We start from the raw sequence: 25,111 nt of genomic DNA on the forward strand, positions 1-25,111 counted from the left end.
CTTTCGTTGATTGAATTGAATTGCGCACACCTCTCTCGTGGACTGCCGGTGGCAGTAAAAAATCGGGCGCAATTATTAGGTTTCGTTGTCGCTATGGCGCGTTGAAGCGGAGTTGGTCTAAGCTGCCGAATTCATCCTTTTCATCTCCTTCATCAACGCGCGTTTTTGTTTGTAAAGGAAGAATAGGAAGATGATCGTCACCACCAACATTAGAATTGCGAAGGGATGTTCCGCCATTCCCCCAACCGGATCACGGTGCAGAATTGTGACCGCCCCGCGAAGATTGCGTTCAAACGTGTCCCCAAGAACCAGGCCGATAATGAAAGCAATCGTGGAATAGTCGAAGCGGCGCATCAGATAACCCAGGGCCGCGAAGCCAACCATTATTGCCACGCCAAGCAATCCAACTCCTGCCGATATGTAAACGCCGGTGAAGCACAGAAGGCCAACGATTGGGAAGACGACCACACCGGGCGTTGAGAGCACTGTCGTAAAGAACCTGAGACCAACCTGTCCGCTCAAGAATGTCAAAAAATTTGCGATCATCATCGAAACGAACAATCCAAAGATCAGAAGCGCGTCATTGTCAAACACGCCAGGTCCAGGTTCGACACCGTGAATGACAAATGCTCCGATCAGCAGGGCGGACGTGACATTTCCGGGAATACCGAAAGTCAGCAACGGGATCAGGTTTGCACCATTTACCGCAGAATTCGCGGATTCAACGGCGCCGATTCCTTCCAGCGAGCCTTTGCCAAACTGCTCGGGTGTTTTGGAAAACCGCTTTGCGAGACCATAGCTGATGAATGCAGCAACCGAACTTCCCAAACCGGGCAGCGCACCGATTCCAGTTCCGATCACAGCACCACGCGCTACAGATATTCTCGCACTCCAAAATTCGGAAAACGTCAGTCGCCGGTCGTCTTTGTTGCCCTTTTCCGAGATCACAGCAGCCGTAGTGCCTTCGGAACGTCCCTTTTGCAGTTGGATCAAAACTTCTGGAACCGCCAACAAGCCCAAAGCTGCTGCGACCAAAGGCACGCCTTCGCTCAATTCCAGAACGCCAAAGGTAAACCGCTCAGCGATACTTCCTTCGATCTCTCCGACCTGCGCAACCAGCATGCCCAAAAGCGTGGCAATAAGTCCGCGAACCAACGAGGATCCGGCTATTCCGGCCACCATGGTAAATGCGAACAACAATACCGATGCTTGCTCAACCCTTCCCATCTGCGAAGCCAAAATGGCTAGAGGAACCGCCGACGTAATGAGCACGATGTCGGAGAGCGTGTCGCCGGTTACCGACGAAAAAAGAGCCATTTTGAGAGCCTTCCGCGGCTTCCCCTGGTCCTTCGCCAGAGGATGAGCGTCGAGAGCGGTCGCAGCCGCAGAAGGCTCTCCGGGAGTGTTCAGCAAGGTGGCCGCAATGGCTCCTCCGAACCCACCACCTTTCATAACACCGACCAGCATGCCTATTGCAGCCAATGGCTCCATAGTCAGTGTAAGTGGAATGGCGATTGCCATCGCCATGGGCGTATTCAACCCCGGAATGGCTCCGATGGTGATTCCAACGAATACACCGACCCAGATTGCGACCAGATTCCAAAACTGAAATGCATTGCTGGCTGCTTCGAGAATCATTTCCATGCGAATTTCCTCAGGGCAAAGTGCGTTCGAACACGTAGCGCACGATGACAAAAATCGTGCTCGGGCCGAGAATTGAGATTGCCAGAAGCACCAAAGGCGACGTTTTCGCATAAACCCGCACGAACACCGCCGTCAGAACGGGTGCGACCACGAAAAATGGTGCGAACTGCATTGCGAACACCGCTGCCGCGAGAGCCAGAAGCAGACCGGCCACCACCAGAGCTTCGTCTTTGGGGAAGGGTTGGTCGGCAGAGTTTGTCTGCGCGGCCTGTTTGAACCCGTTGAGAATTTGCAAAATGCCAAGAACAATCAACGCGGTTGCAACGAATTTGGGCATCGTTGACACCGGCAGTTGCAGGTCCGTGTCCTCGTCAACAAAGGTTGGTATCAACCAGACCCACAACAAGGCACCAAACGCGACAGCTACAAGGCCACCAACTATGTCCCTAGACGTCAAGAGCGGCATGACCTCTCCCTCCCCAACTTGCTATTGACCTGAAGCCAACTCTTTCATGGCTTCTAACGATTCAAGCAAACGGGCTTTCGATTCCTCGGTGTTTCTGGGCATATACTCGTGGCCCATTTTTTCGATCAGCCCTTTGATGTCGTCCTGCGCCAAAGCTTCTAACACCGCAGTCTCGATTTTGGCCACGACGGCGTCAGGTGTGTCTGAAGGAACGAAAAACAAGTAGCTTGCTGCGACGTTGAAATCGTAACCAAACTCAGCCAGCGTCGGCAAATCCGGGGCTGCCGCGAGTCGGTTTGGGGTGAATGTCGCCAACGCAACGATGTTTTCGTCTTTCGCAACGAGCCTAAGCCCGGACGCGCCACTTGAAACCAAATCTGCATCGCCAGCGATCAGCGCCGCTCTGGTTTCGGCTCCGCCTTTGGCTGCAATCCGGTCAAGTTCAAAGCCTTCTTGTTTAGCGATTGCCTTCATGACCAACAGATCAACGGGAGAAAGCGTGCCATATCGGATGAAGCCATCCTGTTTCGCGCGATCTACCAGCCCTTTGAAGTCACCAAATTCCTTGTCCGCCCGCGCCAGAAGGATCAGGCCGGCTTCGTTGATCATGCCGGGAATTTTGAAGTCTTCGTGTGTGTAGTCGACCTTGCCCAGTAGAGGAGAAAGTGTGAACGCGTTTGTGCTGCCAAATCCGATGGTGTATCCGTCAGCAGGCTTTTTTTGCACGTATTTCGCAGCAACAGCTCCGCCGCCACCACCTCGATTTTCGACAATGATCGAGGCACCAAGGCTTTCTTCCATTTTTTGCGCAATTGCGCGGGTCATCGTGTCCATACCGCCACCGGCTCTCGAACCCACAACAATAGTAATTGGATTCTCTGGGTACTCGGCATGTGCGGGAACCGCTGCAAGACTAGCTGCGGTCAATCCGACGGCCACGGCTAGCGTTTTGAATGTTGACTTCATTTGAGCCTCCTCCATCTCAAAGGCAACGATAGTTTTATGCTCGCTAGTAGCATTTATCACTTCCGTTGCAAACAAAACGTTGTGTCATCAACGTTATGCTCACAACGTTGACATGTGCTTTTAAACAGTGCAAGACTAAATTTCGAACACCTGAGGGCAGAGCTATGCAAAAGAACCCAGAAACCCTTGTAAACAGGGTAAAAACAGCCAGAAAGAGATTTCAAAAGGAACCGCCACAAACGCGGACGAGCGCGGTTTCACAGAATCACATTAGTCGAAATTTTAAGTTGATCTCGACGATGTGGACCCGACTTAGTTCTGAAATCTATGGTGAACTTTTTGGACTTGCAGTCCCAGAGATTCGGGTGATCTGGGCGTTGTCCAGAGCTTCAGGGCTCACTGGTTCTGAGCTCTCTTCACGCACAAAAATGGACAAAGGCTCAACGAGCCGGGCGGTGGCGTTTCTGGTTGATCAAGGTGTTCTGGAAAAGAAAGACGACCCAAACGATAAGCGATTGGTGCGTGTCGAGTTAACTCAGGATGGTCGAGCTCTGAGCAAAGAGATCGAAGCCATCCGTCAATTGAGGCAAGCCGAACTTGCAGCTGCTCTAAGTGAAGACGAATTGGCGACATTGCATGTCGTATTCCAGAAACTTGAGCAAACATTGCTGAACTCCAAATCCGCGTCAGAGCTTAGCGATGATGCCAATGCACTTCCCAAAATCAGCGAGCCTGACGCTGAAGTATCTGACTAATCCTGACAACGACAAAATGGGTGTGACCCGCCCGCAACCGGAGCAAATGACGTGAACGCAATCAATTTCAAATCCATCAGTCTGCCCAATCGCAGCGCCAAACCGCGTCAGACGGGCAAAACCATGCTTATCGACTACGGGCTCCCGGTTAACCTCCAGGCTGATCTTATGAAATCGCACAGTGGCATCATTGACCAGGCCAAGTTTGCCGGGAATCTAGCTGGGATCCTCCCATTAGAAACCCTGAAATCCAAAATTGAGCTTTACAACGAACACGGCATTTCCACTTTTCCGGGAGGGTTGTTTGCTGAAGTTGCTGTAAACACTGGGCGTTTTGAAGAGTTTTTGGACGAGTGCGAAACGCTCGGTTTCACTGGGGTTGAGGTTTCCAACATTCGCAGTGATTCAAAAATCGAATCCAAGTATCAAGCCTTGGCGGCAGTTGCCAAGCGCCCCGGTTTGGAAGTGATCGGAGAAGTCGGCCTGCACGATCGAAAAATGAGCGCTGACGAAATCATTGCGGACGTCAAAAAGTGCTTCGAAGTTGGCTCTGACCTTGTAATCCTGGAAGACAAAGAGATTTTTTGCGGCGAACAGCGTGGTGATGTTCTGTCAAAGCTGTCGGAGGTCGTCGATACCGACAAACTCATGATTGAGCTGCCAAAGGAAACCATCACCGGAAATACAAAAGCCTACCGCACGGATGTTTTGCGTTGGCTCGTGAGAGAATATGGCCCTGAGATTAGTCTTGGAAACGTCAACTGGGACGAGTTGTATCTTGTCGAAATGGTGCGCTGTGGGGTTCTGGCAGTGAATGCTGCCAAAGATTGACGGGAAAACTCGTTCTCACATGCGAAGAAAGTCCGGAACCGGAACTTGGTGTTTTTTGCTGCAGCGGCAAAGTGCGAATGGCAGCCGTTCGAATTCGGAGGTTTAACGACAGGATTGTCCCGCGGACTCCCAGTTCGTCGCGTTTCTGATTTTGCGCTTGCAGCGAAGGTCGGCTCTGACGGGCCGCGTCGCAGCGACGGTGACCAAGGTCGAACGGCAGGAATGGGCCGCTAACGAAAGCGGCCCATAGTAGTCAGATTTCAATGGCCTCTGCTATGGCAAGTGCATCCTCAAGCTCAACACCGAGATACCGAACGGTACTGTCCATCTTAGTATGCCCAAGCAAGAGTTGTACCGCGCGCAGATTGCCTGTCTTCTTGTAAATTTGAGTGACCTTTGTCCGCCGCATTGAATGCGTGCCATATGCGCTTGCTTCCAAACCTATAGACGTGACCCAATCACGCACGATCCGCGCATACTGGCGCGTTGAAATGTGCAAACGCTCATGGAAACGCCCTGGCCAAAGGTATTCAGACCCAACCATGAGTTCATCTTCCATCCACTTCTCGACGGAGGTCCGAGTACCTTCAGAAATTTCGAAGCGGACCGGTTTCTGAGTTTTACTTTGCAGCACCGAAGCCCGCTCCTTGATCTGACCAGAGGCCATGATGTCAACGACTTTCATCTTCACCAAGTCACAGCCGCGCAACTTGCTGTCGATGGCCATATTGAAGAGAGCGAGGTCGCGATGGTTCTCTGCGAGCTCCAATCTTACTCGAATTGCCCAGACGTGTTTGGGTTTTAACGGGCGCTTTTGACCGACGATGCGTCCCTTGTTCCAAGCTGGGCGAAGCGCGCGAATGGCAGGTAAGTTTGGTGTATCCATAACTGATCCTCCTTTCCGCCATTCCCGCCCACAACGACAACCCGACGTTGACGAAAGAGGATATCACAGGATGCCGCGTTGCCGCCGAGATCGGCTGCGAATCCTACCTCCCAAAGGCCGCAAAGTGAAACTCTTTTAGGTGCACCAAAATTAGACCTTGGTCACCGTGAGACGTGCTTATCACCGCAGATTTCACTGGGCGAAGTTACGAACATGTTGCGGGTGCCGGCGTCACAGTCGGAGTACATGCACCGAACACTGAGCATGGCGAACAACGAGAGCAGCCGTGGAACCCAAAAAGAACTCTTTCATCCCAGGTTTGTGTGAAGCGAGGACGATACAGTCGATGCCATGTTTGTTGGCGTATTCAGTGATTGCGCGACCTGCCGATTGGCTCTCGAGCAAGATAGACGACACGTCGGTCTCACTTGTTAGGCGCTCGGCCAAGCGCGCCTTTGCTTTTTGGAGAGATTTTTCTGCGATCCCTTCATCCATATAGTACATTATCTGTCTATTTGGGGGCTCATGGATATGCGCGGCAGTGATTTTTCCACCTTCGGATACAAGGGCATGTGCCGCCACAAGCGCGTGTTCACTGATGCCATGCTCGAGAGACAGCGCGACTAGAATATTTTTGTACATTTTAAACCTCCGTATTTAGGTTTTCAGTTTTCTTCTGCGAACTGGCCTCTCCCACTTCATCTTTAGGAGGGCGCTCAGGCACCCCAGCCGTAAGGTTGGGGTGCGTGCTATTTCGTCTTGGGCTTTTGCGCTTTCTTGCCACTACCGGCTGAGCAGGAGATCAGGCAGGAACAGGGCCAACTCTGGGACAAAAGTCGTGAGCATTAGCGTCGGAAGCCATGCAAAGACAATGAAGATCAACGTCGGCCACAGCATGCGCGAAACCGGTTCATCACAGACCTGAGCACCGAGATATAGTAGCGGCGCAGTTGGTGGAGTGATGTTCGCCATACCCAAGTTCACACCAATTACGGCCGCGAAATGGATCGGATCCATTCCAGTGCTCTGCGCGATGGGCAGCAAGATCGGCGTCGCCAGAAGCAGACCCGAAATATCATCCATGAGCATCCCGATAAGGATCATCACGACGTTGATCATCAGAAGGATGACGACCGGATTGTCCGACACGGAATAAACCAGATCCTTGGCCAACTGAGGGGCGCCCTGCGAGATCAAATTGTCCGACACGATCAGAACCATGAAGATCATGACCATGACCACGCCAATCGTAACACCGGAATTCTGGATGGTCTGAGCCAGTGTTTTCCAGGTCAGGCCACGGTAGAAGTAAATCGCGATCGGGATCGAGTAGACCACTGCGATACCCGCAGCCTCGGTTGGCGTCATTATGCCGCCATAGATCCCGCCCAGAATGATCAGCGGCATCATAAGCGCAGGCCCGGCCAAACGTGCCTGAACTCCGAATGTCGGCAGGAACGGTTTAGGACGTTCCGTTAGGTTGATGTCGTCATACTTCCGCAGCATGAACTGATTAACGACGATCAAAAGAGTGATCAGGATGATCGCCGGAATGACCGTGGACAAAAAGCACTTCAGTACGTGCTGCTGTGCAACCCAGCCATAAAGGATGTGAGACGAACTTGGTGGGATCAACAGACCCAAGGGGCTGGCCGCCACGATCAGAGCCGCCGATTGCCCACCCGGATAGTTGGCCTTTTTCAGGTGGGGCATCATGATGCCGCCGATACAGGTCAGCGTTGCATTGGCACTACCGGAAATGGAGCCAAACACACCGCAGGCCAACACCCCAGCCGCGCTTAATCCTCCTTTGATATGGCCAATGAACATTTCAGCCAGAGAGACAAGAGGGGCCGCGATTTTACCTTTCTCCATGATGCCTCCGGCGATCATGAAGAGTGGGATCGCCAGAAGTACAAGTGAGCGGATACCTGTAGAGCCGGTGGGCAAGTAGCCGGTGATGGATTGATCTCCGACAAGGGCGATGAAAATCAAAACCGATCCGAATGCTACATAAACGCTGACGCCCAACAGCAGCATAAAGCAGACGATTAGGAGACTTCCTCCGATGATCATTGGGTTTCTCCTTTTTGCATTTCTGATCTCAAGGGAAGCCCGAGCCCCTTGCGGATATGCACGTACAGATACGCCGCCGTGAACGTCGCCATGAGGCCAAAGGCAATCATGATCGCAATCCGCCAGGTCACAAACGGAATGCGCAGCACCGGGGTTGCGCGCAGTCGCGGGAATGAGAAGTCATCAAGCAGCGAGACATAGCAGGCGTACATGAGGAATAGGATCACCAGCACCTCGACTGTCAGGACGACAAAGCCGCGCCACCAAATCAACCGAGGGTTTTGGATCACAATGCCAAGAATGTCCGCGTTGATGTGCAGGTTGCGGGCAGAGGCCAGAACAGCACCTGCAAAAAAGCCGATGATACTAATGCCCAATAGCCACTCTTCGTAGGCAAACAGATCACCGCCAAATCCATACCGGATGACAACGACTGCCCCAAATGTAAAAGCCATCAGGAAACCGGCAAACATGACGATCTGCCTCATGACAAAAGCCACTGCTTTCAGCGGATACCCAATAATGACTGGCAACTCGTCAGTGATTTTTTGCGAGCTCTTCTTTTCTGCACTTTCGACGACCAACGGACGCTCAGCTTCAGTGCTAGACATCTTTCTCCCTCCCTTTGTTGAGCCAGAGACGAAAAAAGGGCCAACTGATTAGCTGACCCTTTTCTCAGTGATTATTGCTGTTCTTTTGCAGCCAGCAGGCGGTCGATGATGTCCTGACCGACGTTTTGTGCCATCGCTGGCCAGACCGTTTCCTGGACATGAGCGGCCATCGCAGCTTGTTCTTCGTCACTCAGGCGCAGGATGGTGTAGCCTTTGTCGAGCAATTTCTGGCCGAACACTTCGTCGTTCTCACGATTGTAGGCAAAGAAGTCTTCGGACGCCTTGGTCATCGCGGCTTGCAGCGCGGCGCGCTGATCGTCGTTCAGCTTGTCGAGTGTCCGCTGCGACGCATAGAAGGTTGTCAGTTCTGAGATCGAATTGTACTCGACAAAATGGGTGCCAACATCCGACTTGGCGAAGATCGAGTAAGTCGCGGTCTTCGTGCAGCAGATTGCTCCGTCGACAATGCCGGCCTGAAGTGCGGGGAAGATGTCGCCCCATGCCATGGTGGTCGCCTGGTAACCCAGTTCTTCGACCATCGACTTCACAACGCTGGACGACCAGACACGAATGTTCATGCCCTTGTCGTCAAAAGTATTCCAGTTCTGGGGCTCTTGCGACGAAACGATGCCGATGAACCCTTCCGGATTCTGCGCCATGACGCGCACGCCATATTCGTCGGTGATCTCTTGCAGGATGGTGTTGAACTCGGAATCCATGTTCAGAAGCGTGCTTTCCATGTCATCCCAGCCGCCCAGCAGGAACGGCATGGACAGGAATTCCAGGCGTGGATCGGTATCGGCATAGATGAACGCCGATGCCAGGTCGATGTTGCCGCGCGCAACATCTTCGAACAGTGCCTCACCCGAACCCAGTTGGTTTGCCGGGAATACTTCGATCTTCAGGCCGACGTCTGCTGCAGCGACATCCGCTGCGACCTGCTCCATCATTTTCGTGCCCTGATGGTCAATCGGGAACACGCCGGCAAAGCGCAGTGTCATGTCTTCCGCTGCGGCTGCTGTTGAGAGTGTGGTTGCAGCAAGCAAAACAGCGCCACCCATCGCGCCGAGGGCGCGGCGGTTAATCTTCGTAATCATTAAGGTTTCCTCCTCAGTGGTGTGTGTCCCGCCGCATTACGCGCGGTGGGACATTTCTTTGCTTCAGTTCAGCAAAGTTCCGGGGCGATGAACTCGTATCCAAGGTCATCGGCCACAGCCTTGTACGTCACCTTTCCGTGGGCCACGTTCAGGCCATTCATCAGGTGACGATTGTCTGCAAGCGTCTGCTTCCAGCCATTGTTGGCAATAGCCAGAGCGTGCGGCAGCGTGACGTTGTTCAGTGCATAGGTCGAGGTTCGGGCGACTGCGCCAGGCATGTTGGCGACGCAGTAATGAACAACATCGTCGACAACATAGGTAGGCTCTGCGTGAGTGGTGGCTTTGGACGTTTCAAAGCAGCCGCCCTGATCGATCGCCACGTCCACGGCGACCGCACCGGGTTTCATTTTCGAGATCAGCTCGCGCGAGACCAGCTTGGGCGCAGCAGCGCCCGGGATCAGAACCGCGCCAACAACCAGATCCGCATTGGTGACTTCTTCCTCCAGTGCAGCTTTGGTCGAATAGACAACCTTGGCCGAGGCCTCGAAGTGGTTTTCCAGCTTCTCCAGAACTGCAGGGTTACGGTCCAGAATGGTCACGTCCGCGTGCAGGCCGACGGCCATCTGGGCCGCGTTGAAGCCAACGACGCCACCGCCGATGACCACAACTTTGCCCGGCTTCACACCAGGCACGCCGCCCAGCAATACGCCCAGACCGCCCTTGGCCTTTTCCAACGCGCTGGCCCCGGCCTGGATCGACATGCGACCGGCAACCTGGCTCATCGGTTTCAGCAGGGGCAGACCGCCATTGTCGTCGGTGACGGTCTCATAAGCGATGCAGACAGCGCCCGAGTCGACCAGATCTTTGGTCTGTTCCGGGTCGGGGGCCAGATGCAAATAGGTATAAAGGATCTGACCTTCACGCAGCATGGCGCGCTCAACGGCCTGAGGTTCCTTCACCTTCACGATCATCTCTGCATTGGCAAAGATATCGGCTGCAGTTGCAGCAATTTCGGCTCCGGCAGCGCGATAGGCGTCGTCATCTGCGCCAATGCCAGTCCCGGCATTGGTCTCTACGATGACGTTGTGACCATGCGAGACCAGTTCCGCGACGCTTTCGGGGGTCAGGCCAACCCGATATTCATGGTTCTTGATTTCCTTGGGAACACCAATGAACATGTTCTTCACTCCTTGGATCGGATGATCAATTTGCCGTCGGCATGACGAATTCGGCGCCTTCCGAGATGCTCTCGGGCCAGCGCTGCATGATGGATTTCTGCTTGGTGTAGAAACGCACACCCTCTTCGCCGTAGGCGTGCATGTCTCCGAACAGGCTCTTCTTCCAGCCGCCAAAGCCGTGCCAGGCCATCGGAACCGGGATCGGAACGTTCACGCCGACCATGCCGACCTGAACCTGCTTGCCAAACTCACGTGCAGCATTGCCGTCGCGGGTGAACAACGACACGCCGTTGCCAAACTCGTGGTCGTTGATCAGTTGCAGGCCTTCGGCAAAGTTCGAGACGCGGACGCAGGACAAGACGGGGCCAAAGATCTCTTCCTTGTAGATCTTCATGTCGGGTGTGACGTTGTCGAACAGGGTGCCGCCCAGGAAGAAGCCTTGCTCATGCCCTTCGACGGTATAGTCGCGGCCATCGACCAGCAGGTCAGCACCTTCTGCAACGCCAGAGTCGATGTAGCCCTTGATCCGGTCGCGCGCAGCAGCTGTCACGATCGGACCCATCTCGGCGTCCAGCTCTAGGCCATTCTTGACCTTCAGAGTTTCGGCGCGCTCTTTCAGAACTGGCATGAGTTTGTCGGCAGCATCACCAACCAGCAGAGCAACCGAGATAGCCATGCAGCGTTCGCCTGCCGAGCCAAAGGCTGCGCCGATCAGGGCGTCGGCTGCCTTGTTCATGTCGGCATCGGGCATAACCAGCATGTGGTTCTTTGCGCCACCCAGAGCCTGAACGCGTTTGCCGTGCCGCGCGCCAACTTCATAGATGTAGTTCGCGATCGGGGTCGAACCGACGAAGGACACGGCCTTGACGTCGTCGTTCTCCAACAACGCATCCACGGCGACCTTGTCACCTTGTACGACGTTGAACACACCATCGGGGAAACCGGCTTTCTGCATCAGATCCGCGTACAGCAGCGCTGCGGACGGATCGGTCGGCGACGGCTTCAGGATAAAGGTATTGCCTGCGGCGATGGCGATCGGGAACATCCACATCGGCACCATGACCGGGAAGTTGAAGGGAGTGATCCCAGCCACAACGCCCAACGCCTGACGCGTTGTCCAGTTGTCCATTCCGGTGGAGACCTGCTCGGTGTAATCGCCTTTGAGGAGTTGCGGGATACCGCAGGCAAACTCGATGATATCAATACCACGCTCAACTTCGCCTTGGGCGTCAGTGAAAACCTTGCCATGCTCAACCGTGATGGCGCGTGCCAGATCGTCCTTATGCTCGCGTACCAGGGCCAGAAAGTTGTTCATAAGGCGGGCGCGGCGGATTGGCGGTGTGTTTGACCACTTCGGGAACGCGGCTTTGGCAGCGGCCACTGCATCGTCGACAGTCTGGACGTTCGCCAGTGACACCTCGCCGGTTTGCGAACCGGTTGCGGGATTGAAAACCGGCTGAGTATTCTCACCGGATGGAGCAGTGATTTGGCCATTAATGTAGTGGCCGATCAAAGCGATCGGGGATGCATCTTTCATGATGTCAGTCCTTTTTGGGGTTAGAAGTCAGGGGTTATGGCAGATCCGCCAATACCTCTCCAAGTGTTAGACAAAGTTTTGTTATTTCGGGTTCCGAGATGATCAGAGGTGGAGACAAGGCGATGATGTCACCTGTGACACGGATCATTATTCCGGCGTCCCAGGCAAGTTTCATTGCATCATAACCCCGTGCCCCAGGCGCGCCCTCTCGTGGTGCAAGCTCGACCGCGCCCACCAATCCCAGATTGCGGATATCGATGACGTTCGGCAGACCTTTGAGGCTGTGAAGCTGATCCTCCCAGGGCTGCGACAGCAATGCAGCGCGGCGGAACAGATCGTTCTCCCTGTAACTCTCCAGCGTTGCCAGCGCGGCGGCGCACGATACAGGGTTGGCGGAATAGGTGTAGCCGTGGAATAGCTCAATCGGCGCATCGGCATTTTCCATAGCCGACTCGTAAATCTTGTCGGATACGATGACCGCACCCATCGGGATGACGCCGTTGGTCAGGCCTTTGGCGGTCGTGATGATGTCTGGCCTTACATCAAAATACTCTGACGCCGTCGCTGCCCCCAAGCGACCGAATGCAGTGATAACTTCGTCGAAGATCAGCAGAATGCCATGGCGGTCGCAGATCTCACGCAGTCGTTTTAGGTATCCTTTCGGCGGCAGGAGAACACCGGTCGAACCGGCCATTGGTTCGACGATCACAGCTGCAATTGTCGAGGCGTCATGTAAAGCAACCAAACGCTCCAGATCGTCTGCCAGCTCTGCCCCGTGTTGTGGGCAACCGCGGGAAAATGCGTTCTTGTCCAGATCATGCGTGTGACGCAGGTGATCAACGCCGGTCAGAAGCGCGCCGAAATGCATGCGGTTCTTGACGATACCGCCAACCGAGATGCCACCAAACCCTGTGCCGTGATAACCACGCTCGCGCCCGATCAAGCGCGTACGCGCCCCATCGCCGCGCATTCGATGGTAGTGCAGCGCTATCTTTAGCGCCGTATCGACGGACTCGGAGCCAGAGTTAGTGAAGAATGCGTGGTTCATTCCCTCAGGCATCATCGCGGTCAGCTTTGCTGACAACTCAAACGCCTGAGGGTGGGAGAACTGGAAGTTTGGTGCGTAATCCAGCTCGTGCACCTGTTTCTGTACCGCTTCAACGATCAGCGGATCACGGTGACCCGCGTTGACGCACCACAGTCCGGCGGTGCCATCCATGACCTTCCGACCATCAGAACTGGTGTAGTACATCCCCTCGGCTGCTTGGATCATTCGGGGCTCGCGAAGGAAATCACGATTGGCCGAAAACGGCATCCAAAACGATGACATTGTGTTGGGTTGATCGAGCACGTTCATTCCTCGTGAAGAAGATTTTCATTTGATGACAAATCCTTGCAGAGTTCAGACCTTCCGCACATCCGGTTTTATTTTAATCTGTAAGTTATTGAAAAAAATCATTGCACCCCTAGAATGCTTTCGATCCAAAGCAAGAAAGCACTAGAGTAACGGTTTTGTCATCAGATCTCGAAACAGCCCGTCGTCTAAAGTTGATTCGGACGACCAAAGGCCTCAGTCAACGTGAAATGGCCAAACGCGCGGGAGTGGGTAGCGGAACGATTTCTCAAATCGAAAGCGGTTCGACCCAACCTTCTGTGGCGTTGTTAAAGAAGATCCTTGCCTCGGTAGACGTCAATTTGGGCTTTTTCTTCAGTTTTGAATTGCAAAACGAAGAGTCGTTTTTTTACCCGCACGAAAGAATGCGCGACCTAGGATCACCCGGAGTCTCCTATTTACTTGTCGCAGGTGAGCGCCGAGACAGAAAGCTCCAGATGCTCATAGAAGAGTACGATGTCGGTGCCGACTCGGGTCGATCTGAACTGTCGCACGAAGGAGAGGAATGTGCGGTTGTGATAGAGGGCCGTCTTGAAGTGACCGTAGATGGGCAGTCCAGGGTTCTGGGTCCCGGGGACGCGTACTACTTCTCAAGCATATTGCCACACAGGTTTCGGAATGCCGGAGATACGCCATGCAAAGTGATCAGCGCCTGCACTCCTTCGTCGTTCTGACTAAATGAAAGAGCTCTTCTGTGAGTGCTTCAATATTTCTCGGGATAGTCAAACTCGACGACCAATTTAGAATGTACAAATGCAATCGGCATTCACAACCAGAGGCCATTTGTCGAATTTCTTACGCGATCCCCGTCGGCGGGCTTTTTAGATTTCGCGCGTGCAGCGAATGGCCGGAATGCGGGCTGCGGCTGCGAAATCTAATGAAGTGCTCAAAGTCGGCTTAGGGCCGTCGTAGCTCTCTAGCTGGCACCAGTAACCTTCAACACAGAAACGCGAAGCGCAGCTAAAAGCCCAAGCAAATGCTTCCTGCTTTTGGCACTGTACTTCGCTGCGGTTGCTGAGCGCTGAATAAAGTCAGCGTATTGGTCGACGGTAAGACTGCACGCCTTAATGTTGTCCGAGAAGGGCCCCAGAACCCGGGAAATGATCTCAGTGTTTCTCTTGGCGCCTGCTTCAAGCTCTTCCTGACTGGATGCTGTGACACCTGCGATAATATCCTCGGCGTTGGGCGAGGATTGCAGGAAGTCATAGTGCTCAATGACCGTGTGTTTGAAAATGAGATCCAGTTGCGCGCCAAGACCGGAGACCTTGTCCAGTCCGGCCTCAATATCCAGGACAACCTTGTCCGCCAGGGACCGTATCGTAGCCTGTAACACTTCATCCTTATTGGCAAATGCCTTGTAGAGCGTCTGGCGAGAAATGCCCGCGGCCTCGGCAATATCGTTCATGCCAGTTCGCTTCACCCCGTAGCGAAGAAACAGGCCTTTTGCGGCTTCGATGATGTACGCGTGGCGATATTCCATGATTTACATATTGACATACGAACGCGGAGTGTCAATATGATGACAATCATACACCAACTGTCAACTCGTCAGGAATTGATATGTCTGCACACTCTGGAAGAATCTCTATTGTCACCGGCGCAAACAATGGCATCGGGTTTGAAACAACCGTAGGGATGGCCGAAGCTGGCTTTCACGTCGTCATGGCCTGCCGCAGTCAGGAGAAGGCCGAAGCGGCCAAAGCAGAGGTTGTTTCTCGGGTTCCTTCTGCATCGCTCGACATCATCTTGCTGGACCTAAGCGACCTCGGCTCAGTCCATGCTTTTGCCAATGCGTTTCGTGCCCGACACGCCAAACTCGATGTGCTGATAAAAAACGCAGGAATTCTGCTCTATTCTGCGAATTCCAATGCCGAAGGCGTCGATCTTCAGTTCGCCACCAACCATCTGGGGCATTTTCTGCTCACGGCGCTTCTGATTGATATGGTGCCAGATGATCCGGCATCGCGGATCGTCTCGCTCTCCAGTATTGCGCATAAGGGCGCGAGCATTCACTTCGATGATCTGACCTGTGGGCAGGACCCCAGTTTGGCCTACGGACAGTCCAAGCTCGCCTGTCTCCTGTTCGGCGACGAGTTGGACCGCCGTCTTCGGGTGTCCGGCAAAAGACTGAAGTCGCTGACCGTGCATCCCGGTGGTTCTGACTCCGGCCTGTTCCAGGATCTAGACGACGCCTCACGTGAGGCGATGAAGGCGCAAGTCGAGCAACTGCTGCATTCCAACGAAGACGCTGCCAAGCCGTCACTGTTTGCCGCCCTGTCTGAGGAGGTCGAGGGTGGGGGCTACTATGGTCCGACTGGCCCCGAGGAGATGAGCGGGGACACTGGCGTCGCGATCCGCAATCCGATCTGCGACGATCATGATGTGGCCAAGCGTCTCTGGTTGCTCTCGGAAGAGATGACCGGTCAGACGTTTACTGTCTAAGGGCGAAGCCATGAACAACAATGAAAAGAGAGTCGCCCTTGTGACCGGCGCGTCCAGCGGTATCGGCAAGGCCACCGCAGAAGCGCTTGTCAAGGAAGGGTCCGTCGTCTATCCGGTCGCGCGCCGGGTCGAGATCATGGACGACCTGAAAGCGCTCGGATGCATCCCGATCAAGATGGACGTGACCAAGGAGGAGGACGTTGTCGCTGTAATCGAACAGATCGAGCGCGACCATGGCGGTGTCGACATCCTCGTCAACAATGCCGGCCTGTCTGTCTATGGGTCGGTCGAGGAAACGGACATCGACAAGGCTCGCTATCAGTTCGACGTCAATTTCTTCGGGCTTGGCCGCTTAACCCAATTGGTCCTGCCGCATATGCGCCAGCAGGGGTGGGGCAAAATCATCAATGTGTCGTCCGGCGAGGGGAAGGTGCACGCACCGCTGGCAGCCTGGTACGTCTCAAGCAAGTTTGCGCTCGAAGGCTTCAGCGATTGTCTACGTTCCGAGACGGCCCAATTTGGGATCGATGTGGTGGTTGTTCGTCCGGGTGCCATCGACACCGAGATTATGGGCGGCTTTATTGATCCATTACTCGAGACCTCGGGACGCGGCCCTTACAGTTCCATTGCGCAGAAAATGGTGGCTTGGTTCCGCAACATGGGCGCAGAGAAAGGAACTGCCTCGCCACCCAGCGTGATCGCCGATGTCATCGTTGGAGCGGTCAAGGCGCCGAAGCCCAAAACACGCTATGCCGCTGGTGTCGGCGTCAGACAGGCCATTTTCTTTCACCGCATCCTGAGCGACCGCATGTTCGATCGGTTCATGATGCGGATGTTGGGGTGACGGCGATGACGACAATCATGGACCGTGTCTCGCAAGGCTTCGAGTATCTGGTCGTGCTGGCATCGGTTGTCATGCTCGGCTGGGGACTGCTTGGCTTTATGGAGTATTTCACCGGACTGGCCCCGCTCATGCCGCTGCAAAATGAAACCTTCCCAGTGGGCATGCAGACTCTTCATTGGATATTGATCACCGCCTCCGGCGCTATGTTTCTCTTGGGATACGCCCTGCGCTGGAGCTTCACTCCGATTGCCATGCTGGTCATGTTCACCGCGCTTGCCACCATGTGTGCGGTACAGACATTCGATATGCTGGAAAGCCCGGATCGCTACCGGAACTTTGTTCAGGAGTGCATCAACTACATCATCATCTCGATCTATCTCTTCCGATCCAAGCGTATGCGAGATCGGTTCGGGCAGATCACAGTTCGGGGCAGGGATGCCCCGTCGCCAATCAGCGCTTGAGACGTAAGGAAGCAAGTCATGGAAAACGGATCATCGGAAAAAGTGAGCTTCTCGCATCACAGGATTCACACCGACATCGTGATCGATGCGCCGCCAGAGGTGGTATGGTCGGTACTGACCGACACGGCCAGCTACGGCAATTGGGCGGCCTTTCTTGTGGGCATCAAGGGAGAGATCAGGGACGGATCGAAGATCACCGTTGACTTTCAACTTGATGCGTCAAAGGAGAAGCTGACTACGTTGGATCACACAATCACAGTCGTGGACGGAACGCAGTTCTATTGGGCCGAGAAGGGACCAGGCGGCATTCGCGACAACCATCATTTTCAAGTAGAACCGCTTGAAGATGGGACAACCCGTTTCGTGCAATCCGACGAGATCATGGGCGGCATCACGTTCCTGATGGGCGGTCGTTTGGCCAAAATGTATGTGGACGGCTACCAAGCCTTCAATCGAGGTCTTAAGGCCGAGGCAGAACGGCGTGCCTAATCCGCCTAAAAAGCCATCTCGACCACTTGGGCGGGTTTTGCTGACCGGCGCGACAGGGATGGTGGGGTCATCGGTCCTTGCGGCATTGCTGAACGCGGAAAGCGCGCACGAGCTCGTGTCGCTTGGACGCAGACCGTCGGGTCGAGATCACGAGAAGCTCACCGAAGTCACATTCTCAGGTTTCGGCGATGCCCAAGCCATCGAGCCATATCTCATTGGAACAGACACGATCTTCCACTGCCTTGCTACATACTCTGCTCGGGTAAGCCGGGCAGAGTATGAAGAGATCACGGTAGACTGGCTACGAGCTTTGCTGACAGCTTGTGAAACGGCGGCGCCCAAAGCGACATTTTGCTTGTTTTCCGCACAAGGTGCCCGACCCGACGGCGACGGAATGTCGTTTGCATTGAAGGTCAAGGGAGAGGCAGAGAATGCACTGTTCGCGTCCGCCCTCGAACGGATGTTCGCATTCCGTCCGGGTTATATTGCACCGTCCGTGCCGAGGAGCAGCTGGAAACCAGCAGATTATGTCTTCAAGCCGCTCCAAAGGCTTATGCCGACAATCGGAGTGACCTCCGACGAACTGGCTCGTGCAATGCTGGAAACAGCCATGCGCGATCCTCGTGATAGTGCCGTTCTCGAAAATGGTGAGATGCGTGCATTGCTTGGATGAGACAGCGGCTGACTATTGCATTGACCCAGAGCATCAGCACACAAGACCGAATTGATGTGGCTGAGTTAATTACCGCTTCTGGGAAGCTGCGATGCAGCAAATTGCACAAGCGGGGATTGCAGCTTTGCGCCGATTTGCCGAAGAGAATTGAATTTGTTTGACCAATTGAGTACTACCTCGAATTGTCATTAATTATCATGGACCGGCGCCTGTAAACTCGAACTGGGGTTTGAGCTTCTCGCGCACCTCCCCTTTGGGCATCCTTTTGAGCAGATCCATGTTGAAAAACTCGGCCGCAACGGTCGCCGGAATGCATCCGAATTCCTGATCCGTTGAGTAGAGTGAAGTGGTTTGAATTATCGCGTCGCCTACTTTCCGATTATGATGCCAGTAGCACTTTCGGCGGCTCTTTGTACGTCGGGTCATGAACAAAACGCTTCCAACTCCGCAGGCTCCAGTAACCTGACCTTCTTGTAGGTGACATCGATCCACCCATTTGATGCAAATTGCTTGAGAGTTCGATTGACAACGTCTCGCGCGGCATTGGCCAGCTCACCGATCTGCTCCTGCGTTAGCCCCGAAATGACGGCCGTGCCTTCTTGTCCTGCGTCATTTGTCGAAGCGATGCGCAACAGCGTCGAGGCAATGCGCTGTTGGACATTGGGTATCAGAAGATCGGAGACGGTCGCGATGGCAATGTCCATGCCATAGGACGCAACCTTGGTCAGGGCTCGGTGATAACTCGGGTCGGATGCAGCTATCTGATCCAGCGCGACCAGCGGGACGTGGAACGCAATCGAGGGCTCGACCGCCACAAATGCCAGGTTTCGATGGCGCCGGCTGAGTGAGGCATCATATCCGAACCACACGCCACCACGGCATATATGGGCGAGCCTGTCGTCTCCGCCGCGTCGCGGAACCTTGATTCCAAAAGCGCCTCCTGCAACGCCAAATATGCCGCCACGGAAGTCGCCGACATCGAAGACTCGGCTACCGACAGCAAACGTCCGAAGCGTGGCCTTATCCAGTATGACTGCCTGGAATGCCTTGTCTTGTTCAGCAAGCCACCCGTTCCTGAGAACCGAGTGCTTCGCCTCAGTAATATCTAATCGCGGCTTGGCTGATTCCTCTTGATCACGGCTTCTACCCGCCGGGAGAACGTCACCTTGCCTGCGTTTAGTTGGTTTAATGAACTTTTTGTCTTGGCCCATGCCGACTTTGTAGTGATTACAACAGACCAGCATTAGATATCAGATACAGTTAATATGAAACACCACTTAGTGTTGATGCAAACCGCCAATCAGAAATGGGTTTTCGCAATTGACGCACGTTTATCATCGAGCAACTCCAAAATTTTGAAAAACGCCACGACAGGAGCTTATCTATGAACATTATCCCACTGACGAAAACGGTTGCCCGGACTGTTGTTGCCCTGATCGCATCTGCTTCAGTGTCGTGGGCCTGTACGGGCATCATGCTCACCGGTTCGGACGGAAGCATCATTCGTGCAAGGACCGCCGAATGGGGACCCTTCGACCTCGAAACCAAGATCAACATCATCCCGAGGGGATATTCCTACAGCGCCGGCGAGATGCCGGACGGAAAGCAAGGTGCGACGTGGACGGGAAGGTACGGAATGGTTGGCATCAGCATGCTGGACCACGGTGCGCCAGCTGACGGGATCAACGAGGCGGGACTGACTGCCGGGCTGTTCTACCTGCCTGGCTTCACGGAATACCAGGACTACAAGCCTGAACTCGCCGACAACACGATCCCCGGTGATTTGCTGGCCAGCTATGTCCTGTCGAATTTCGAAACCGTTGAGGAGGCGAAATCCGGGCTCGAGAACATTCGCGTCGTGGGTGTGGTGGATGAGACGCTTGGGTTCCCGTTTCCATTTCACATGTTGATAGCAGACCGCTCAGGCGGGCGGATCGTCATCGAATACATCGATGGCGAGCTGACGGTTTTCGATGCCCCGCTTGGTGTAATCACCAACTCGCCAAATTATGACTGGCACATGACGAACCTCAATAATTACGTCAACCTGACGGCTATTGGCGTACCGCAGGTCGAAGCCAGTGGCGTCACTTTTGCTCCACTTGGCGCAGGCAGCGGCATGATCGGCCTGCCTGGTGATTTCACACCCCCTTCACGCTTTATCCGCGCCGTTGCATTCTCTCAGACTGCACGTGACACCGAAGGCGGCTACGACACGGTGCGCGAGGCTTTCCGGATCCTCGACAATTTCAACATTCCGGCCGATGCCGCCGAGGGTGCGCAGGACGACGTCCAATCGGAAGACTTGCTTTACAGCGCCACGCAAGTCACCACTGCCAGCGACTCCCAGAACCAAATTTACTATTATCACACCATGTACGACCGGACCGTGCACAAGGTCGATCTCAAGCAGATCGATTTCGGAGAGATGGGTGATGAGATGGTGGTCTTTCCAACCAGTGGCGATCGTGAACCGACGATCGTCGATATGACGCCAAGCAACTGAATAATTTGTTGGCTGGGGTTCTTAGAGCAACACGAGCCCTTGAACTCCGGTCATTTCCAAACATTCGCGTCGATGCGACTTTGCACTCGCATTCTGATGCATTTCTAAACGGTTAAGTGGTAACTGTATGCAGGACCGTCGCGGCAAGAACACTTGGTGCCACTCTTTCGAGAAAGCCGTTCCATAGTCTGAGTATGGAATGCCGCATTCATCGAGCTTTCTGAGAAAGGCATCAAGGTCATCGGTACGAAAGGCAATATGCCCTCGTTCAACCGGATTTATTGCATGCATGTTTTTTGAACGCGACACCTAAGTCCCGTTCTGCAAGATGCATCTGCATGCTACCTTCGGTCGCAAATCTGATTTTGCCGTCATAGCCCGTATCTTCGTTTGCTTCAGTGCGAAGGAAATTTTGTTGTGGGATATCAGCAAGACCAAGCACGCTTGTGTAAAAGTCGTGCATGCGATCGACATCGTCGGCCACAAAGTTAATGTGATGAAATTCCAGCTTCATTGTCAGTCATATGGTCAATGTTTTTCTTTTGCGGTTCTAACATCAAAGGCCGCAGCTTGGGATAGGAGAAGTCGAATTGGTTTCTCCGAATTGCAGCTTTGCCCGCAATCCAGCTACTTCCCGTGTCAGGTCATTGTTCTCGCAGAAGGCAGATCCTATATGCGCGGCGATGGGTTTTGGAGGCCAAGTCTGATGGTGCGTACGTTTATTCTCATGGCCGTGATGACGGCCTTTGTGGGTGTCATCGGGCTCATGCTGGGCGGTGAGGTGGGCTTTGTCATCGCGCTCGGCCTCGCATTTGCGATGAACTTCTTCTCCTACTGGAATTCGGACAAAGCCGTCCTGCGTATGCATGGAGCGCGGCCCGTTGATGCGCGCTCGGCACCGGAGCTGTGGAAAATGACCGAAATGATGGCCCGAGGGGCCGGTATGCCCATGCCCGCGATCTACATCATAGAGACCGAGCAGCCCAACGCCTTCGCCACCGGACGCAATCCGGAGAATGCCGCAGTCGCAGTCACGCGCGGCCTGTTGAGCAACATGAGCCGTGAAGAGGTGGCTGCTGTTGTTGCTCATGAGCTGGCACATGTCAAAAACCGCGACACGCTTACGATGACCATCACCGCAACCCTGGCCGGAGCGGTCTCGATGCTGGCGAATTTCGCGATCTTCTTTGGCGGCGGGCGCGACAGGCCTTTGGGTATTGTCGGTACTATCGCGATGATGATCCTTGCGCCCCTGGCTGCGGGTATGGTGCAGATGGCGATCAGCCGGGTGCGTGAGTATGAAGCAGATGCCGAGGGGGCCGCGATCTGCGGCAATCCCGAATGGTTGGCGTCAGCGCTCGCCCGATTGGGCCAGCTCTCTGGTCGGATCGACAATATTGCTGCCGAACGTAACCCGGCCACGGCGCATATGTTCATCGTCAACCCGCTTCACATGCAGGCGGTGGATAGCCTTTTTGCCACACACCCGCCAATTGAAAAGCGCATCGCCAAGCTGCGGGCACTTGGTAGTGCCAAAGGGTTGAAAAGCAGCGCCCAACCTTCGAGAGGTGGCCCTTGGGGCTAGTTGAAACCGGCATGATAGATCATTAGTTTGCGCCGCGATTGCTAATAGGAGTTACGAGCCATGACAGAGACTCTTGAGAAAGAAACGTTTTCCTTCCAGACCGAAGTGGGCCAGCTTTTGGAAATCGTCGCAGGTTCGCTCTATTCCAACCGCGAGGTGTTTTTGCGCGAGCTCGTCTCCAATGCATCCGACGCCTGTGACAAGCTGCGCTACGCAGCCCTGACCGACGCGTCGCTTGCACCCTCCGAGGATTTTGCGATCACGCTTGAGATTGATACCAAGACCAAAACGTTGTCGATTTCGGACAATGGTATCGGCATGAACCACGCTGATCTGCTTGAAACCCTTGGCACCATTGCCAAATCCGGCACCAGTGCTTTCATTGAAGCGCTCAAGGCTGACGACAAAGACAAGCCAGGCCTGATTGGCCAGTTTGGTGTGGGTTTTTATTCTGCTTTCATGGTGGCGTCTCGGGTTGATGTCGTGACCCGCAAGGCAGGCGAGAGCGAGGCCTGGCTTTGGTCTTCTGACGGCAAGGGCGAGTTCTCTATCGAGCCGACCGAGCGCGTGACCAACGGAACTACGGTGACGTTGCACCTCAAGAAAGACGCCAAGGAGTTTGCCGAAGAGGCCCGTATTCGGCACATCATCAAGACCTACTCCGAGCATATCAACTTCCCGGTCAAACTTGGAGAAGACACGCTTAATTCAGCCGAAGCGCTTTGGACCCGCCCTGCGAAGGACATCTCGGAGGAGCAATACACCGAGTTCTACCGTCACTGCTCCCACGCCTTTGATGCGCCGTGGAACGTGATGCATAATAAGGTCGAAGGCACACTCAATCACACGGGCCTGCTTTTTGTGCCCAGCACCCAGCCATTCGATCTCTTTGAGCCCGAGCGCAAGAGCCATGTGAAGCTCTACGTCAACCGGGTCTTCATTTCGGAGACTACGAAGGATCTGATACCAGCGTATCTACGCTTTCTGCGCGGGGTTGTGGATAGCCAGGATCTGTCTCTGAACGTCTCGCGAGAGATGTTGCAGACCGACCCACAACTCAGGAAGATCAAGACTTCGATCACGAAAAAAGTGCTGAGTGAGCTGAAGAAAAAAGCCACCAAAGCACCTGATGAGTACGCAGCATTCTGGGGCAATTTCGGTGCAGTGCTGAAGGAGGGCCTGGTCGAAGATGCCGCGCTCCGCGATCGGATCCTCGAGATTTGCCGCTTCGCCTCCACCGCTGTTGGCGACTTGACAAGCCTTGCCGATTACGTGGCTCGTATGAAAGAGGGACAAGAGGCGGTCTTCTACATCGCTGGCGAAGATCCGGCCAAACTGGCCCAGTCTCCACATCTGGAGGGCTTCAAAGCCAAAGGGGTCGAGGTGTTGCTCCTGTCCGACCATGTGGATGAGTTCTGGTTGCAGCACATCACAGAATTCGACGGCAAGCCATTCAGGTCCATCACTCGCGGGACAGCAGATCTCGACGAGATCAAGGCAGATGAAGCCCAATCGGAAGAAGAAAAACCAGAAGAAGCTGATCTCTCTGCTCTGATCGCTGCGTTTAAGGCCGAACTGGGCGAAGCGGTCAAAGACGTGCGCCCTTCGAAGCGTCTGACCGACAGCCCAGTTTGCCTCATAGCCGATGACGGGGACATGGATGTCAATCTGGAGCGCCTGTTAAAACGCCACGGGCAGTTGCAGCACGGCGCCCCGCGCGTTCTTGAGCTGAACCCCAGCCATGCGATTGTTACCAAACTGGCAGACCGTGCCACGCAAGAGAATGTGAACGATGACGACCTGCTGAAAGACGCCGCCCATCTATTGCTGGATCAAGCCCGCATCGTCGAAGGTGAAGCCCCCATCGACCCATCCGCATTCGCACAGCGTATGGGCTCGGTTCTGGCGCGCGCCTTTGCCAAGTAGAGAGAGCATCCGGAAATGCAAATACAGCAGTCCTGTAGTATTGCCTGTGGCTAAAGGCGAATCTTCGCCCCGGGATTAGGTCACCTTAGACGCAGGTGGCCAAATCCCAGCTTCCGTCTTAGGGTCGCCGCTATCTCAGTCAGAGGATCTCAATGTGACCAACTCAATAGTAGAAGAAGACCTGACAATCGAAGGCAATGTCGTTTCAAGTGCGGGCGGCGTTGAAGTCAAAGGCCGTGTGGTCGGGGACATCAGCGCTGATACAATCACTGTTCAGGTTGGCGGGTCGGTTGACGGTGCACTGTCGGCAAAAAAGATCGTTATGGAAGGCAAGCATCAAGGTCGTCTGAAATGTGACGATCTGAAGATTGCATCGACCTCACATGTTCAGGCTGATGTATCGGCCAGGGCTATGGCAACTGAAAGCGGTGCGAAGATTGTGGGCAAAGTCAACATTACGGGCGGGCAGTAGGGCACATCAACGACCAATAGCATAGTTACACTTCTGACAAGTTCGATTGCCTGGTTTCGAGTGTAACTTGAATGGCTCGATGCGTATCTTCAGGGAAGCTGTCCAGCAAACTGCTTCCGTAGAATGGCTCGATTGTCCAGGCTATCTGTCATTTTCGGTGGTCTGACAGGTCCAGCTCGTCCTGAGCCTCCCCAACTGAACTGGTCCACCGTTATGTTTAGGGAACGGAGGACCACGAATGGCAAACAAGCGACCGAAGCCCGAAGAGATTGT

Annotated in this window: 26 protein-coding genes; 12 read left to right on the plus strand and 14 right to left on the minus strand. The window is 54.3% G+C overall.

Annotated features, from left to right (window positions below; genetic code table 11):
• Positions 1-117 precede the first annotated feature (117 nt).
• From ACR0B3_RS17115 to ACR0B3_RS17125, 3 genes are read right to left on the minus strand one after another with little or no spacing between them, the layout of a single operon-like run.
• Positions 118-1,644: a tripartite tricarboxylate transporter permease gene (locus ACR0B3_RS17115; protein ID WP_480810119.1), complete on the minus strand. Its 1,527-nt coding sequence runs from the start codon at positions 1,642-1,644 to the stop codon at positions 118-120.
• A gap of 10 nt (positions 1,645-1,654) precedes the next feature.
• On the minus strand, positions 1,655-2,110 hold the full coding sequence (locus ACR0B3_RS17120; protein WP_480810120.1) for a tripartite tricarboxylate transporter TctB family protein: 456 nt from the start codon (positions 2,108-2,110) through the stop codon (positions 1,655-1,657).
• A gap of 21 nt (positions 2,111-2,131) precedes the next feature.
• A complete protein-coding gene (locus tag ACR0B3_RS17125; protein ID WP_480810121.1) occupies positions 2,132-3,076 on the minus strand; it encodes a Bug family tripartite tricarboxylate transporter substrate binding protein in 945 nt (314 codons plus the stop codon).
• 164 nt (positions 3,077-3,240) lie between these two features.
• Between ACR0B3_RS17125 and ACR0B3_RS17130 the strand changes: the two genes are divergently transcribed.
• Together ACR0B3_RS17130 and ACR0B3_RS17135 are read left to right on the plus strand one after the other, a co-directional pair.
• Positions 3,241-3,831, plus strand: coding sequence for a MarR family winged helix-turn-helix transcriptional regulator (locus tag ACR0B3_RS17130; RefSeq protein ID WP_480810122.1), 591 nt, complete (start codon positions 3,241-3,243; stop codon positions 3,829-3,831).
• Positions 3,832-3,882: 51 nt separating this feature from the next.
• A complete protein-coding gene (locus ACR0B3_RS17135; protein ID WP_480810123.1) occupies positions 3,883-4,662 on the plus strand; it encodes a phosphosulfolactate synthase in 780 nt (259 codons plus the stop codon).
• 253 nt (positions 4,663-4,915) lie between these two features.
• Here the strand turns inward: ACR0B3_RS17135 and ACR0B3_RS17140 are convergent, their stop codons facing one another.
• The 8 genes from ACR0B3_RS17140 to aptA form a co-directional block, all read right to left on the minus strand.
• The gene (locus ACR0B3_RS17140; protein ID WP_170633759.1) at positions 4,916-5,548 is read right to left on the minus strand and encodes a tyrosine-type recombinase/integrase; all 633 of its coding nucleotides are present in this window, start codon (positions 5,546-5,548) and stop codon (positions 4,916-4,918) included.
• Positions 5,549-5,779: 231 nt separating this feature from the next.
• Positions 5,780-6,190, minus strand: a complete 411-nt coding sequence (locus tag ACR0B3_RS17145) for a universal stress protein (protein WP_170733115.1) — start codon at positions 6,188-6,190, stop codon at positions 5,780-5,782.
• 141 nt (positions 6,191-6,331) lie between these two features.
• Complete coding sequence (locus ACR0B3_RS17150; protein WP_170511078.1) at positions 6,332-7,624, minus strand: TRAP transporter large permease; 1,293 nt, start codon at positions 7,622-7,624, stop codon at positions 6,332-6,334.
• Complete coding sequence (locus ACR0B3_RS17155) at positions 7,621-8,235, minus strand: TRAP transporter small permease (protein ID WP_254429826.1); 615 nt, start codon at positions 8,233-8,235, stop codon at positions 7,621-7,623. Before ACR0B3_RS17155 ends, ACR0B3_RS17150 begins: the two co-directional genes overlap by 4 nt.
• A 71-nt stretch (positions 8,236-8,306) precedes the next feature.
• The gene (gene dctP / locus ACR0B3_RS17160) at positions 8,307-9,296 is read right to left on the minus strand and encodes a TRAP transporter substrate-binding protein DctP (RefSeq protein ID WP_170671124.1); all 990 of its coding nucleotides are present in this window, start codon (positions 9,294-9,296) and stop codon (positions 8,307-8,309) included.
• 104 nt (positions 9,297-9,400) lie between these two features.
• Positions 9,401-10,510: an alanine dehydrogenase gene (gene ald / locus ACR0B3_RS17165; RefSeq protein ID WP_480810124.1), complete on the minus strand. Its 1,110-nt coding sequence runs from the start codon at positions 10,508-10,510 to the stop codon at positions 9,401-9,403.
• A 25-nt stretch (positions 10,511-10,535) separates the two neighbouring features.
• On the minus strand, positions 10,536-12,047 hold the full coding sequence (locus tag ACR0B3_RS17170) for a CoA-acylating methylmalonate-semialdehyde dehydrogenase (protein ID WP_480810125.1): 1,512 nt from the start codon (positions 12,045-12,047) through the stop codon (positions 10,536-10,538).
• A 34-nt stretch (positions 12,048-12,081) separates the two neighbouring features.
• The gene (gene aptA / locus ACR0B3_RS17175; RefSeq protein ID WP_480810126.1) at positions 12,082-13,404 is read right to left on the minus strand and encodes an omega-aminotransferase AptA; all 1,323 of its coding nucleotides are present in this window, start codon (positions 13,402-13,404) and stop codon (positions 12,082-12,084) included.
• A 155-nt stretch (positions 13,405-13,559) separates the two neighbouring features.
• On the opposite strand from aptA, the gene ACR0B3_RS17180 reads away from it, so the two are divergent.
• Positions 13,560-14,114, plus strand: coding sequence for a cupin domain-containing protein (locus ACR0B3_RS17180; protein WP_170417168.1), 555 nt, complete (start codon positions 13,560-13,562; stop codon positions 14,112-14,114).
• Between the two features lie 242 nt (positions 14,115-14,356).
• Here the strand turns inward: ACR0B3_RS17180 and ACR0B3_RS17185 are convergent, their stop codons facing one another.
• Entirely contained in the window at positions 14,357-14,920 is a 564-nt protein-coding gene (locus ACR0B3_RS17185; RefSeq protein WP_480810127.1) for a TetR/AcrR family transcriptional regulator, read from the minus strand.
• A gap of 80 nt (positions 14,921-15,000) precedes the next feature.
• Here ACR0B3_RS17185 and ACR0B3_RS17190 point away from each other — a divergent pair, with 80 nt between their 5' ends.
• Genes ACR0B3_RS17190 through ACR0B3_RS17210 form a run of 5 tightly spaced genes read left to right on the plus strand, consistent with a single transcriptional unit; the run spans position 15,001 to position 18,349 of the window.
• Complete coding sequence (locus ACR0B3_RS17190; RefSeq protein WP_480810128.1) at positions 15,001-15,882, plus strand: oxidoreductase; 882 nt, start codon at positions 15,001-15,003, stop codon at positions 15,880-15,882.
• Between the two features lie 10 nt (positions 15,883-15,892).
• Positions 15,893-16,726 (plus strand): oxidoreductase, encoded by an 834-nt coding sequence (locus tag ACR0B3_RS17195; RefSeq protein ID WP_480810129.1) that lies wholly within the window; start codon positions 15,893-15,895, stop codon positions 16,724-16,726.
• Between the two features lie 5 nt (positions 16,727-16,731).
• Positions 16,732-17,187 carry a hypothetical protein gene (locus ACR0B3_RS17200; RefSeq protein WP_480810130.1) on the plus strand — a complete coding sequence of 152 codons (456 nt, stop codon included), beginning with the start codon at positions 16,732-16,734 and terminating at the stop codon, positions 17,185-17,187.
• A gap of 18 nt (positions 17,188-17,205) precedes the next feature.
• Complete coding sequence (locus ACR0B3_RS17205; RefSeq protein WP_480810131.1) at positions 17,206-17,676, plus strand: SRPBCC family protein; 471 nt, start codon at positions 17,206-17,208, stop codon at positions 17,674-17,676.
• Positions 17,669-18,349: an NAD-dependent epimerase/dehydratase family protein gene (locus tag ACR0B3_RS17210; RefSeq protein ID WP_480810132.1), complete on the plus strand. Its 681-nt coding sequence runs from the start codon at positions 17,669-17,671 to the stop codon at positions 18,347-18,349. The genes ACR0B3_RS17205 and ACR0B3_RS17210 overlap by 8 nt, the downstream gene beginning before the upstream one ends.
• 422 nt (positions 18,350-18,771) lie before the next feature.
• On the opposite strand, the gene ACR0B3_RS17215 is transcribed toward ACR0B3_RS17210, so the two are convergent.
• A complete protein-coding gene (locus ACR0B3_RS17215) occupies positions 18,772-19,560 on the minus strand; it encodes a Crp/Fnr family transcriptional regulator (protein WP_480810133.1) in 789 nt (262 codons plus the stop codon).
• 173 nt (positions 19,561-19,733) lie between these two features.
• Here ACR0B3_RS17215 and ACR0B3_RS17220 point away from each other — a divergent pair, with 173 nt between their 5' ends.
• On the plus strand, positions 19,734-20,855 hold the full coding sequence (locus ACR0B3_RS17220) for a linear amide C-N hydrolase (RefSeq protein ID WP_480810134.1): 1,122 nt from the start codon (positions 19,734-19,736) through the stop codon (positions 20,853-20,855).
• 268 nt (positions 20,856-21,123) lie between these two features.
• On the opposite strand, the gene ACR0B3_RS17225 is transcribed toward ACR0B3_RS17220, so the two are convergent.
• Positions 21,124-21,369: a VOC family protein gene (locus ACR0B3_RS17225; RefSeq protein ID WP_480810135.1), complete on the minus strand. Its 246-nt coding sequence runs from the start codon at positions 21,367-21,369 to the stop codon at positions 21,124-21,126.
• A gap of 192 nt (positions 21,370-21,561) precedes the next feature.
• Here ACR0B3_RS17225 and htpX point away from each other — a divergent pair, with 192 nt between their 5' ends.
• From htpX to ACR0B3_RS17240, 3 genes are all read left to right on the plus strand, one after another.
• Entirely contained in the window at positions 21,562-22,440 is an 879-nt protein-coding gene (gene htpX / locus ACR0B3_RS17230) for a zinc metalloprotease HtpX (RefSeq protein ID WP_480810136.1), read from the plus strand.
• Positions 22,441-22,500: 60 nt separating this feature from the next.
• Positions 22,501-24,366: a molecular chaperone HtpG gene (gene htpG / locus ACR0B3_RS17235; protein ID WP_480810137.1), complete on the plus strand. Its 1,866-nt coding sequence runs from the start codon at positions 22,501-22,503 to the stop codon at positions 24,364-24,366.
• 154 nt (positions 24,367-24,520) lie between these two features.
• On the plus strand, positions 24,521-24,838 hold the full coding sequence (locus ACR0B3_RS17240; RefSeq protein WP_480810138.1) for a bactofilin family protein: 318 nt from the start codon (positions 24,521-24,523) through the stop codon (positions 24,836-24,838).
• Positions 24,839-25,111 lie beyond the last annotated feature (273 nt).

The organism is Ruegeria sp. CE9 (assembly GCF_056537425.1).